The sequence below is a fragment of the Sinorhizobium sp. M4_45 genome (assembly GCF_002885915.1).
GTDB classification, from domain to species: Bacteria; Pseudomonadota; Alphaproteobacteria; order Rhizobiales; family Rhizobiaceae; genus Sinorhizobium; species Sinorhizobium meliloti_A.
Map to the genome: position 1 here is coordinate 210689 of NZ_NWVE01000003.1, position 12998 is coordinate 223686.

Annotated in this window: 9 protein-coding genes; 6 read left to right on the plus strand and 3 right to left on the minus strand. The window is 62.4% G+C overall.

Features of this window, described 5'->3' with window-relative positions; genetic code table 11:
- From CN933_RS11265 to CN933_RS11275, 3 genes are all read right to left on the minus strand, one after another.
- Nucleotides 1–1275: an ABC transporter substrate-binding protein gene (locus CN933_RS11265; protein ID WP_102761544.1), complete on the minus strand. Its 1275-nt coding sequence runs from the start codon at nucleotides 1273–1275 to the stop codon at nucleotides 1–3.
- Nucleotides 1276–1536: 261 nt separating this feature from the next.
- On the minus strand, nucleotides 1537–2595 hold the full coding sequence (locus CN933_RS11270) for a LacI family DNA-binding transcriptional regulator (RefSeq protein ID WP_102761545.1): 1059 nt from the start codon (nucleotides 2593–2595) through the stop codon (nucleotides 1537–1539).
- A gap of 71 nt (nucleotides 2596–2666) precedes the next feature.
- Nucleotides 2667–3608 carry an AraC family transcriptional regulator gene (locus CN933_RS11275; RefSeq protein WP_102761546.1) on the minus strand — a complete coding sequence of 314 codons (942 nt, stop codon included), beginning with the start codon at nucleotides 3606–3608 and terminating at the stop codon, nucleotides 2667–2669.
- Between the two features lie 195 nt (nucleotides 3609–3803).
- Here CN933_RS11275 and CN933_RS11280 point away from each other — a divergent pair, with 195 nt between their 5' ends.
- From CN933_RS11280 to CN933_RS11305, 6 genes are all read left to right on the plus strand, one after another.
- A complete protein-coding gene (locus CN933_RS11280) occupies nucleotides 3804–5276 on the plus strand; it encodes an alpha-glucosidase/alpha-galactosidase (RefSeq protein ID WP_102761547.1) in 1473 nt (490 codons plus the stop codon).
- A 288-nt stretch (nucleotides 5277–5564) separates the two neighbouring features.
- Entirely contained in the window at nucleotides 5565–7646 is a 2082-nt protein-coding gene (locus tag CN933_RS11285; RefSeq protein ID WP_102761548.1) for an ABC transporter substrate-binding protein, read from the plus strand.
- Between the two features lie 117 nt (nucleotides 7647–7763).
- Nucleotides 7764–8777, plus strand: coding sequence for an ABC transporter permease (locus CN933_RS11290; RefSeq protein WP_100671602.1), 1014 nt, complete (start codon nucleotides 7764–7766; stop codon nucleotides 8775–8777).
- Nucleotides 8774–9901: an ABC transporter permease gene (locus CN933_RS11295; RefSeq protein WP_102761549.1), complete on the plus strand. Its 1128-nt coding sequence runs from the start codon at nucleotides 8774–8776 to the stop codon at nucleotides 9899–9901. Before CN933_RS11290 ends, CN933_RS11295 begins: the two co-directional genes overlap by 4 nt.
- Before the next feature lie 11 nt (nucleotides 9902–9912).
- A complete protein-coding gene (locus CN933_RS11300; RefSeq protein WP_018096067.1) occupies nucleotides 9913–11583 on the plus strand; it encodes an ABC transporter ATP-binding protein in 1671 nt (556 codons plus the stop codon).
- A 20-nt stretch (nucleotides 11584–11603) separates the two neighbouring features.
- Nucleotides 11604–12977 (plus strand): alpha-glucosidase/alpha-galactosidase, encoded by a 1374-nt coding sequence (locus CN933_RS11305; RefSeq protein WP_018096068.1) that lies wholly within the window; start codon nucleotides 11604–11606, stop codon nucleotides 12975–12977.
- The last annotated feature ends 21 nt before the right edge of the window (nucleotides 12978–12998 follow it).

Consider the following 12998-nt stretch of genomic DNA (forward strand, 5'->3'; position numbering starts at 1 on the left):
TCACTGGATCTGTGCGCTGACCTCGGCCTCGATCGCCTGCAGCACTTCGTCGACCGGTGTGCCCTGCGTCACGGCCGGGAGTTGCGCAGTGACGGCAAGGTCCGCCTCGTTGGTGAAGATGCCGTAATTGACCGAGGGGACCTTCGCCAGCCAGTCGGAGAAGTTCTGCCAGACCTTCTCGCCGCCGAAGAAGGGGTCTGCCGCCTCATAGGCCGCGCCGCCGCGGGCGGCGAGCAGCGAGCCGACCGCACCGCGGTCCTGGAGGATCTTCTGATAGAAATCGATGTCCTTGGCGTAGATCTCGTTCAGGAAGTCGATGGCCTCCGCCTTCTCCTCGGAGCTTTCGAGCACGTACCAGCTGGAGCCGCCGAGATTGGAGGCATGCGTCGCGCCTTCGATCGAGAGCGCCGGAATGGGGGCGACGCCCCAGTTGCCGGACTGGTCCGGCTGCGCCTTGACGGTGCCGATGATCCAGACGCCCGTGACGACGGTCGCGACGTCGCCGGAGGTGAAGGTGCCCACCCAGTCGGACCAGCCGTTGGCAGGCTTGTAGATATTCGCCTGCATGATCTTGCCGATGGTTTCGAGGGCCGCCTTCAGCGCCGCATTGCCGGTGATGTTCGGTTTGCCTTCCTTGTCGAAATACCATTGCCCGGCCGACTGCATGATGATGCGCACGAGACCGGCGTCGTTCGGGTCGAGGCCCATCATCTTCTTGCCGGTCTTCTCTTCGACCTGCTTTCCGATCTCGATGAAGCGGTCCCAGGTGAGATCCTGCATGTCCTGCGGCTTGAAGCCGGCGGCTTCCAGATAATCCTTGCGGTAATAAAGACCCGTGACGCCGGAATCGAAGGGCATTCCGTAGACTTGCCCGTCGAGCGTCATGAGCTCGACCTTGTAGGGGGCGAAACCGGAATAATCGACGGTGCCGGACAAAGGCGCGAAGGCGCCCGGGAAGGATTGAAGGTATTTCTGAGCGCCGTAATCCTCGATGAGCACGATGTCGGGGAGCGCGTCGGCAGTGCCGGACGAAAGCCCGGTCTGCAGCTTCTGCTCGACGTCGAGCTTGGCGAAATCGACGATGTTGAAGGTGACGTCCGGATGCGTTTTCGTATAGCGGGCGCCCGCCTCCTTCATGATCGCGACATTGAAATTCGGGTCCCAGCACCAGATGGTGATTTCCTTGGCCTGCGCCGCGGTAACCCCCAGGAAGCTTGCGCCCGCGAGAGCCAGAGCGGCGATACGCGGCAGATAGGCACGCGCCTGAATGTCCATTGTTTCCTCCCGAAATCGTGTTCCCCGAGACAGTCCTCTCTGTCCCGGCGGCGAGTATTTCTCAAAACTCGAGTGGGCGCAATTATTTTCAGTAAATTTTTACTTGGCACTTGCGACGCGTGCTTTGAAGGCACGTTAGCCGTCACGACCGCGCGCCAGTCGGCGCCTGATGGCATGATTGCCGCTATGGCCAGAGTGAACGCGGGCGATTGGCTACACGCGACGTTGCGGATATCGTCCAGTCGATTTCGACCCGGGATTCTAGAGCCGGCCCGCCATGTCATCTTCCTTGTTCGCTGTCTCGGCCGGTGCCGGCGTGCTGCCGCGCCAGACGATTTCCGTGCCGAAAACCACCTTCTTGGCGACCTCTCGGCCCGAAAGGCGCTCCAGCAGCAGGTCGACGGCGGTCTCGCCGATGAGCTCCGCCGGAATCTTCACCGTGGAAAGCGGCGGCCCGAGAAACTGCGCGACCGGAATGTCGTTGAAGCTCGCGACCGCGATATCCTCGGGAATCCTGAGCCCCATCTCGTGGATGGCCCTGTAGGCGCCCAGCGCCATATTGTCGTTGCAGGTGATGAGGATCTTCGGTGGATTGGGCTTCGATAGCATCGCCCTGGCAAGCTTGTAGCCGCTGTCGGGCGTCATCGGCTCGACCATGCACAATTCCGGATCATAAAGCCCGGTCTTGGTCATCCAGTCGATATAGGTGCGGCAACGGCGCTCCGAATGGATGTTGTCGGGCCCGTAGAAAGCGTCGATCCAGCCGATGAAGCCGATGCGCCGGTAGCCCATGGCATGCACCGCCTCCAGGAGCCGGGTCATCGCCAGCGAGACGTCGCTGAGCACGGTGTCCTCCATGTCTCCGGCCGGTGCGTAATCGGCAAAGACGAGGTGGCGGCTGTGGCGGCGCAGCCATTCGAGCTCGTCGCCGTAATAGTGGCCGACGGCCACCACACCCGAGGCGCCCTCGAGGATCGTCGCTTCCGGAGGGTTGCCGGTGAGGAAGACCTTGACGACTTCGCTCTTCAGCGCCTGGCAGCGGCTTTCGATGCCGAGGCGGACACCGACATAGTAGGGATCGGCGAGTTCCTGGGCGGGGTCGAGGAAATGCACGAGCGCGATCTTCAGTCCGACGCCGACGCCATGCGCTGAGGCGCGGCTGCGATTGCGCGGCGTCGCATAGTTGAGCGCCTCCGCCGTTTCGATGATCGCCTGGCGCTTCCTGTTGGAGATCGACAGCGTCGGGTCATAGTTGAGGACGCGTGAGACAGTTGCCGAGGATACGCCGACGGCCGACGCGATTTCCTTGATTGTGACCATTCGGGTTTCGCCTGTCCTTCTGCCGTGCCGCGCTCGAGTATCCTGTTTAGTAAATTTTTATCGCAGCTTTTTCAATCGCAAGCCGCAGCCAAGGTGGTCACGGATTCGTTGGTCCTCGCATTGCGGCCCGTGGCAGATACGCTCGCATACATGCCTGTGGTGCGGAACTCGGTCGGGCTCGCGCCGAAGACGCGGCGGAATACCTTGGCGAAGTAGTTGGGGTCCTCGAAGCCGGACAGGATGGCGACTTCCTTGACCGGCAGGTCCGCGGTCTTGGTCAGCAGCTTTACCGCCCTTTGCAGGCGCTTCTGCAGCACGAATTCCGCCGGCGGCATGCCTTCGCTGGCGGCGAAGACTCGGGAGAAATGGGCGCGGCTCAGGCCCGAAATGCGCGCGAGCTCCTCGACCGGAAGGGGCTTGTCGAGATTGCCCAGCACATGATCGATCACGTGCTGCATCTTCCGGTATTCGTCACTGAGAACCGGATGCGATCCGAACACGTCGTCATAAAGCGCCATCGCCGCCTCATAGGCGATCGCCGAGGCGCTGCCCGGGGTGTCGCCGCCGGCCATGAGGCGCAGGCTGCAGTCGGCAAGATGTTCGACGGTTTCCGGCTGCAACCTTATGATGGGACCGGTGACGGCGAGAATGGCGCGGTGGATCCTCAGCGCCTCCTCGCCGTTCATGGAGATCCAGAAGAACTCCCAGCGCCCGCCTTCCTCAAGCCAGTAGCGATGATTGTGGGGCACGAGCAGGAGCAGCGTCTCGCCCGGACGCACGCGGTGACTGCGGTTTTCATATCGCAGGTTGCCGGCCCCGCCGATCGTGTACTGCAGCACGGTGAACGGGGTTTGGCCGCGCTTGCGACCGTCCCAATCGTAGCTTGCATCGGTCCTGATCTCGTAGCCGGTGCTCGTCGGCATGGTGTGCAGGCTCTGGCGTCCCCGCGGCAGTGAGACCGTCCGCATCGCGGGCCCCCGGGCGATCAGTTGCTGCAGCATAGAATTACCCATGAAAGCACAATACCTCTCTAGTCGTGCATCCGATTATACACATAATGCCCCCAGATCGCGCAAGACATGCGGTTGATACGGCGTTTGACGAGGGTTTGCCGAGGAGGGCACCGCTTCGCCGATCCAGGCCAGTTCAATGAATGGATTTTACCCTTTTAGCGCGAAGGTCGCAGTCTGAGGAGGAATAGCACGGCCATGGCCAGCTTTAAGATCGCCATCATCGGCGCCGGCAGCATCGGCTTCACCAAGAAGCTCTTCACCGACATCGTTTCCGTGCCGGAGCTCCGGGACGTCGAGTTCGCGTTGACGGATCTGAGCGAGCACAACCTCGCCATGATCAAGTCCATCCTCGACCGGATCGTCGAGGCGAACAAACTGCCCACGCGCGTGACCGCGACGATCGACCGCCGCAAGGCGCTGGAGGGCGCGCGTTACATCATCAGCTGCGTGCGCGTCGGCGGCCTCGAGGCCTATGCCGACGATATCCGCATACCGCTGAAATACGGCGTCGACCAATGCGTCGGCGACACGATCTGCGCCGGCGGCATCCTCTACGGTCAGCGCAACATTCCGGTGATCCTCGATTTCTGCAAGGACATCCGCAAAGTGGCCGAGCCCGGCGCCAAGTTCCTCAACTATGCCAACCCGATGGCGATGAACACTTGGGCGGCGATCGAATACGGCAAGGTCGACACGGTCGGTCTCTGCCACGGCGTCCAGCACGGGGCCGAGCAGATCGCCGAGATTCTCGGCGCCGGGGAAGGCGAGCTCGACTACATCTGCTCCGGCATCAACCACCAGACATGGTTCGTCGATATCCGCCTCAACGGCCGTACGGTCGGCAAGGACGAACTCGTCGCCGCCTTCGAGGCGCATCCCGTCTTTTCAAAGCAGGAGAAGCTTCGGATCGACGTGTTGAAGCGCTTCGGCGTCTATTCGACCGAAAGCAACGGACACCTGTCCGAATACCTGCCCTGGTATCGCAAGCGTCCGGACGAGATCTCCAGATGGATCGACATGTCGGACTGGATCCATGGGGAAACCGGCGGGTATCTCCGCTATTCGACCGAGACCCGCAACTGGTTCGAGACCGAATATCCGCGCTTCCTCGAAGAGGCGGGCCGGCCGCTGGAAACGATCAGGCGCTCGAACGAACATGCGAGCCGCATCCTCGAAGCGCTGGAGACGGGTCGGGTCTATCGCGGCCACTTCAACGTCAAGAACAACGGCGTGATCACCAACCTTCCGGCGGATGCCATCATCGAATCGCCCGGCTTCGTCGATCGTTTCGGCATCAACATGGTGGCAGGCATCACATTGCCTGAGGCCTGTGCGGCCACCTGCATCTCGTCGGTCAACGTCCAGCGCATGTCCGTTCATGCGGCGATCACCGGCGACATCGATCTTCTGAAGCTCGCCGTGCTGCACGACCCGCTGGTCGGCGCCATCTGCACGCCGGAGGAAGTCTGGCAGATGGTCGACGAAATGGTCGTCGCGCAGGCCAGATGGCTGCCGCAATATGCCCATGCGATCGACGCTGCCAAGGAAAGGCTCGCCCGCGCCACGGTCGCCACCCGGGAGTGGAAGGGCGCCGCTCGGCGCGAAGTGCGCTCGATCGAGGAGATCCGCGCGGAGAAGGAAGCGGCGAAGCTGCGCGTGGCTGGGTAGAAGAGTGGCTATCTCTGCCCGGAATTGCCCCCCACCCTAACCCTCTCCCCGCAGGCGGGGAGAGGGGACTTCGGCGAGCGCTGCTAGTCCCCTTCTCCCCACTCGCGGGGAGAAGGTGGCCGGCAGGCCGGATGAGGGGCAATCCCCCGGTCGGGGCGGATAGCAGGGCAAAGCGCCCGCAAATTGAGGAATGCGCGAGGTCACCTGCGTGAGGAGACGCGAGTGCCACGAAGGAAGAGGAGCGCCGGCCGCCCCGGCCCGGCGAAGACAGGAGGGAGAACCTGGGACATGAAAACGCATCGACTGAATATGACCGCGAGCCTGCTGATCGGCATATCCGCCTTTGCCGTGCAGGCCTTCGCATCCGAGCCGACCGTGGTGCCGGAGCAGCCGCCCTTTCCGGCGCAGGGCAAGGTCACCTATGTGTCGCGCGATTCCATTCTCGAGTTCAAGGCGCTGCCCGAATACAGGGAGCCCGAATGGGTCACCGAGAAATTCGTCAAGGCCGGCAAGCTGCCGCCGGTGGCCGAGCGGCTTCCGAAGGAACCCATGGTCTACAAGACCGGCAACATGCCCGATGGCATGGGCGTTTATGGCGATGTCATGCGCCACGTGATCGGCGGCCGGCCGGAAGGCTGGAATTACAGCGCAGGCCAGACCCAAGGATGGGGCGGCATCGACATCGGCATGTTCGAGTGCCTGACGCGCACCGCGCCGCTCTTCCAGGTCGAGGCCGACGATATGGAGCCGCTGCCGAATCTCGCGAAAAGCTGGGATTGGTCGGAGGACGGACGCAAGCTGACCATGCATCTGATCGAGGGCGCGAAATGGTCGGACGGCGATCCTTTCGATGCCGATGACGTCATGTTCTACTGGGAGGACAATGTCCTCGACTCGAGCGTTTCACCCTTGAACGGGGCGACGCCCGAAACCTTCGGCGAGGGCACGACCCTCAAGAAGATAGACCAGTATACGGTCGAATGGGTCTTCAAGGAGGCCTTCCCGCGCCAGCATCTTTTCGCGATGGCCTACGGTACCTTCTGCCCCGGCCCGTCGCATATCCTCAAGACCAAGCATCCGAAATATGCCGGCACGACCTACAACGAATACAAGAACGGCTTCCCCGCCGAATATATGAACCTTCCGGTGATGGGTGCATGGGTGCCGGTCGCCTATCGTCCTGACGACATCATCGTGCTGCGCCGCAATCCCTATTACTGGAAGGTCGACGAGGCCGGCAATCAGCTCCCCTATCTGAACGAAGTCCATTACAAGCTGTCGACCTGGGCCGACCGCGACGTGCAGGCGATCGCGGGTTCGGGCGATATTTCGAACCTCGAACAGCCGGAAAACTTCGTGGAATCGCTGAAGCGCGCCGCCAATGAGAGCGCGCCGGCGCGGCTTGCCTTCGGTCCGCGCGTCATCGGCTATAACATGCACATGAACTTCTCCGGCAATGGCTGGGGAGACCCGGACGAACGCGCGAAGGCGGTGCGAGAGCTCAACCGCAACCTGGACTTCCGCAAGGCCGTCACCATGGCGGTCGACCGCAAGAAGCTTGGCGAAGCCCTGGTGAAGGGTCCCTTTACGGCGATCTATCCGGGCGGGCTTTCCTCCGGCACGAGCTTCTACGACCGGAACTCCACCATCTACTACCCCCACGATCTCGAAGGCGCCAAGGCGCTTCTCGAAAAGGTGGGGCTCAAGGACACGGACGGCAACGGCTTCGTCAATTTCCCGGCCGACAAGCTTGGCGGCCGCGACGTCGAAATCGTTCTGCTCGTCAATTCCGACTACAGCACCGACCGTAATCTTGCCGAAGGGATGGTCGGGCAGATGGAGAAGCTCGGGCTCCGGGTCGTCCTCAATGCACTCGACGGCAAGCAGCGGGACGCCGCCAATTATGCCGGCCGCTTCGACTGGATGATTCATCGCAACACGGCCGAATTTGCTTCCGTGGTGCAGAACACGCCTCAGCTCGCCCCGACCGGCCCGCGCACGAGCTGGCATCACCGCGCTCCGGAAGGCGGCGAAGTCGATGTCATGCCCCACGAGCAGGAGCTCGTCGACATCGTCAACAAGTTCATCGCCAGCAACGACAATGACGAGCGAACGAAGCTGATGAAGCAATACCAGAAGGTAGCCACCACCAATGTCGATACCGTCGGCCTGACGGAGTATCCGGGCGCGCTGATCATCAACAAGCGCTTCTCGAACATTCCTCCGGGCGCGCCGATCTTCATGTTCAACTGGGCGGAAGACACGATCATCCGCGAACGGGTCTACGTTGCCGCCGACAAGCAGGGCGACTACGAACTCTATCCCGAGCAGCTTCCCGGCAAGCCGGGCGAAAGCGGCCCGATCAACTGAAGCTGAACCGCCTCCGCCGGCTCCGAGGAAAGGAGCCGGCGAGGGTGCAAGCCCTTCACGCCGCCGCGAGCCGATACAGGCATGGCTCTCGCGGAACTCGAGACAGAAGGAAACGGCATGTTCAGATTTCTGCTTGTCCGAATCGCCTCTGCCATTCCGGTGCTGCTCGTCCTGAGCGTGGTGACCTTCGGCATCATCCAGGCGCCGCCGGGAGATTACAGCGACTACATCCGCTCGCAGCTCATCAATCAGGGCGGCGCTTCTTTCGAGGAGGCGGATGCTCAGGCGCAGGCCTACCGCAAGGAGCACGGCCTCGATAAGCCGCTGCCGATCCAGTACGTCGACTGGATAACGGGCATCGTGACGCGCGGCGATTTCGGCCACAGCCTCTACTACAACAAGCCCGTGGCCGACGTGGTCGGCGAGCGCCTGCCGCGAACGCTGGCGCTGGCGCTCGTCTGCCACATCCTGGCTTCGGTGATCGGCATCGCTTTCGGCATCATCGCGGCGACGCGGCAATATTCCTGGATAGACAGTCTGCTTTCGACCGTATCGTTTCTCGGCATGACGGTGCCGCGCTTTCTTATGGCGCTGATCATCGTCTATATCCTCGTCTTCCATTTCAATGTCAGCGAGATCAACAGCTTCCATTCCGCCCGCTACGGCGGGGCGCCCTGGTCCTGGGACAAGTTCGTCGACCTGGTCAAACATGTCTGGCCGGTCGTGGCGATCGCCACCTTCGGCGGGCTCGCCTACAATATGCGGGTGATGCGGGGCAATCTCCTCGATACGCTGAACGCGCAATATGTCGAAACGGCACGCGCCAAGGGCCTGAGCGAGGGTGCGGTCGTCATGCGCCATGCGGTGCCGAACGCCTTGCACCCGCTGATCATGTACCAGGGCGTCGTGCTTCCCTACATGCTGACCGGCGAGATCGAGACGGCGATCATCTTCGCGCTGCCGACCGTCGGGCCGGCGATCGTCGGTTCCATGTGGGTGGGCGACGTCTACGTGACGGCGACATTCATGCTGGTCCTCTCCGCAACGCTGATCGTCGGCAACATCATCGCCGACATGATGCTCGCCGCGCTCGATCCGCGCGTGCGCATGGGAGGGGGGGTATACGCATGACAGTCGAAGCCGAAGGCACTTTTCCGGTGGCGATCGAGCCCGAGGAAAAACACCACCACGAGAGCTACTCCGCCCTCGTCTGGCGGCGGCTGAAGCGTTCCTGGACCGGCCTGCTCGGCCTTGTCCTCGTCTGCCTCCTGATCCTTATGGCGGTCTTCGCCGAGTTCCTGTCGCCCGTCGATCCGAAGGCGACGGACGTGGCCTTCGCGCAGCCGCAGACGATCAGCTTCCGGGACAAGGAGGGCAATTTCGTCTTTCCGCCGAGGAGCTATCCGGTGCGAGAGACGGAGGAGCTCGATCCGGTCACCTTCCAGCCGATCATCGGACCGGATTACGACAACCCGCAGGTCCTCGGCTTCTTCGTCAAGGGCGCACCCTACAGGCTCTTCGGGCTGATCCCGGCCGAGCGGCATCTGTTCGGCGCCGTCGACGGTACGCCGGTGCATCTGCTCGGCACCGACAAGTTCGGCCGCGACGTGCTGTCCCGCATCCTCTACGGCTCGCGCATCTCGCTGATGATTGCCCTCACCGTCGTCTTCATCGTCACCGTGGTCGGGACGACCGTCGGCATGGTGTCCGGCTATTACGGCGGGCGCTTCGATGCCTGGGTGCAGCGTTTCGTCGAGCTGGTACTCGCCTTCCCGCAATTGCCGCTCTATCTGGCGCTCGCCTCGCTGATCCCGGTCACCGCGCCGACCAATGTCTTTCTCGCCTTCGTCATCATCGTGATGTCCGCGCTCGGCTGGGCGCAGATGTCGCGCGAGGTGCGCGGCAAGACCCTGGCGCTTGCCCGGATCGAATATGTGCGGGCGGCGATCGCCATCGGCGCCACGGACCGACGCATCATATTCCAGCACATCTTCCCGAACGTGATGAGCCACGTCATCGTCGCGGTGACGCTCGCCATCCCGCAGGTGGTGCTGCTCGAATCGTTCCTCGGGTTCCTCGGCTTTGCGGTCAAGCCGCCGCTGATCTCCTGGGGGCTGATGCTGCAGGACACGGCGAATTATTCCGCGATCGGTTCCTATCCCTGGATCCTCTCGCCCGTCGCCTTCGTGCTCGTCACCGTTTTCGCCTTCAATGCGCTGGGGGACGGCCTGCGCGACGCAATCGACCCCTATTGAGGAGCATGCCGATGGTAACGATCGAAAGTGTTGTCCCGGCACCCGAGGAACGGCGCGACCGCGATACGAAGGATGCGAGGCCGGTGATCGATGCCCGAAAGGTGGCGGTATCCTTCAAGGTCGAGAACGGCACCGTCGAGGCGGTGAAGGATGTCTCCTTTCAGCTTTACCGCGGCGAGACGGTGGCGATCGTCGGCGAATCCGGCTCCGGCAAGTCGGTGACGGCGCGCACCGTCATGGGGCTCTTGTCGAAGCGCGCTACGATCGCGCCGCAGGCACGCATCGAATATGACGGCAGGGACGTGTTGAAATTCTCGAAGAGAGAGCGCCGGGCGCTGCGCGGCGATCGTATCTCGATGATCTTCCAGGAGCCGATGAGCTCCCTGAACCCGGTCTACACGATCGGCAGCCAGATCATCGAGGCGATCCGGGCGCATCGCCGCGTCAGCCGGCGCGCCGCCGCCGAGCGGGCGCTGGAGCTCTTGCGTCATGTCCAGATTCCCGACCCGGAAGCACGGCTCAACCAGTATCCGCATCAGCTTTCCGGCGGTCAGCGCCAGCGCGTGATGATCGCCATGGCGCTTGCCAACGATCCGGACGTGCTGATTGCCGACGAGCCGACGACGGCGCTCGACGTGACGGTGCAAGCGCAAATTCTCAACCTCATCCGCAAGCTGCAGCAGGAGCTCGGCATGGCGGTGATCCTGATCACCCATGACCTGACGGTGGTCCGCCAATTCTCCGATTACGTCTATGTCATGCAGCTCGGCGAGGTGAAGGAACACAATACGACGGAGGCGCTGTTTGCCGATCCGCAGCATGCCTATACGCGGCGGCTGCTTTCCTCCGAACCCTCCGGTTCTGCCAATCCGTTGCCGGACGACGCGCCGATCCTGCTCGACGGCCGCAATGTCCGTGTGTCCTTCACTTTGAAGAAGGGTGGGTTCTTCAGGCCGGATTTCAAAGAGCTCGTCGCGGTCGACGGGCTCAGCCTCAATCTTCGCCGGCACGAAACGCTCGGGCTGGTGGGCGAGTCCGGTTCCGGCAAGACCACTTTCGGTCAGGCCCTGATCCGGCTTCTCAACACCGATGGCGGGGAGATCTATTTCGAAGGCGAGCCGATCCACGACAAGGACCGCAAGGGCATGCGGCCGCTTCGCTCGAAGATCCAGATCGTCTTTCAGGATCCCTTCTCCTCGCTCAACCCGCGAATGTCGGTCGGCCAGATCATAGAGGAGGGTCTGATCGTCAACGGCATCGGTGAAAACCGAAAGGACAGGCTGAAGCGCGTCGAGGACGCGCTCGTCAGCGCCGGCATGCCGTCGAACATCCTTTCGCGCTTCCCGCACGAATTCTCAGGCGGCCAGCGCCAGCGCATCGCGATCGCCCGGGCCGTCGCGCTGGAACCGGAATTCATCCTGCTCGACGAGCCGACCTCGGCGCTCGACCTTTCGGTGCAGGCGCAGATCATCGAACTCCTGCGCCGGCTGCAGGACGAGCGCGGTCTGAGCTATCTCTTCATCTCCCACGACCTGAAGGTCGTGCGCGCGCTCTGCCACCGCGTGGTCGTCATGCAGGAAGGCAAGATCGTCGAAGAGGGGCCGGTGAGCGAAATCCTCAACAATCCCAAGACTGCCTACACGAAGCGGCTGGTTAAGGCCGCCTTCGAAGTGGCCGCGTGAATTCAAACAGAGGCTATCCCATGACGAGACGACCCAGGATTACTTTCATCGGCGCCGGTTCCACCGTTTTCATGAAGAACATCATCGGCGACATTTTGCAGCGGCCGGCGCTTTCGGCCGCAACCATCGCCTTGATGGACGTCAACCCCGAGCGGCTCGCCGAAAGCGAGATCGTCGCCGGCAAACTCGCGCGCACTCTTGGCGCCGATGCCAGGATCGAAACCCATTCGAACCAGCGCAAGGCTCTGGAAGGAGCGGACTTCGTCGTCGTCGCTTTCCAGATCGGCGGTTACGAGCCTTGCACCGTCACCGATTTCGAAGTGCCCAAGAAATACGGGCTGCGTCAGACGATCGCCGACACGCTGGGCGTCGGCGGCATCATGCGCGGGCTCCGCACCGTGCCGCATCTGTGGAAGATCTGCGAGGACATGCTCGAGGTCTGCCCCGAGGCGATCCTTCTGCAATATGTGAATCCGATGGCGATAAACACCTGGGCGATCGCCGAGAAATATCCGGCGATCAAACAGGTGGGCCTCTGCCATTCGGTGCAGGGCACGGCTTTCGAGCTTGCCCGGGACCTCGACATTCCAGTCGAAGAGATCCGCTACCGCGCCGCCGGCATCAATCACATGGCGTTTTATCTCAAGTTCGAGCACCGTCAGAAGGACGGCAGCTATCGCGATCTCTATCCGGACCTGATCCGCGGCTACCGCGAGGGCCGTTTCCCGAAGCCCAGCCACTGGAATCCGCGCTGCCCGAACAAGGTGCGCTACGAAATGCTGACGCGGCTCGGCTACTTCGTCACCGAGAGCTCGGAGCATTTCGCCGAGTACACGCCCTACTTCATCAAGGACGGGCGCCCCGATCTGATCGAGAAATTCGGCATTCCGCTCGATGAATATCCAAAGCGCTGCGTCGAGCAGATCGAGCGCTGGAAGGGACAGGCGGCCGCCTTCAAGGAAGCCGAGACGATCGAAGTCGCGGAGAGCCGTGAATATGCCTCCTCGATCATGAATTCGGTCTGGACCGGCGAACCTTCGGTCATCTACGGCAACCTCAGGAACAATGGCTGCATCACCTCGCTGCCGGAAAACTGTGCGGCGGAAGTGCCCTGCCTCGTCGATTCGTCCGGCATCCAGCCGACCTATATCGGCGCCTTGCCGCCGCAGCTCACGGCCCTGATCCGCACCAACATCAACGTCCAGGAGCTGACTGTCCAGGCGCTCGTCACCGAGAACCGCGAGCACCTCTATCACGCGGCGATGATGGATCCGCATACCGCCGCCGAGCTCGATCTCGACCAGATCTGGTCGCTCGTGGACGATCTGCTGGCGGCGCACCGCGACTGGATTCCGGAATGGGCGCGTGTGACGAAGAAGGTAGCGGCCGCCTGATTTCTTCTCCCGGTCAGGCGA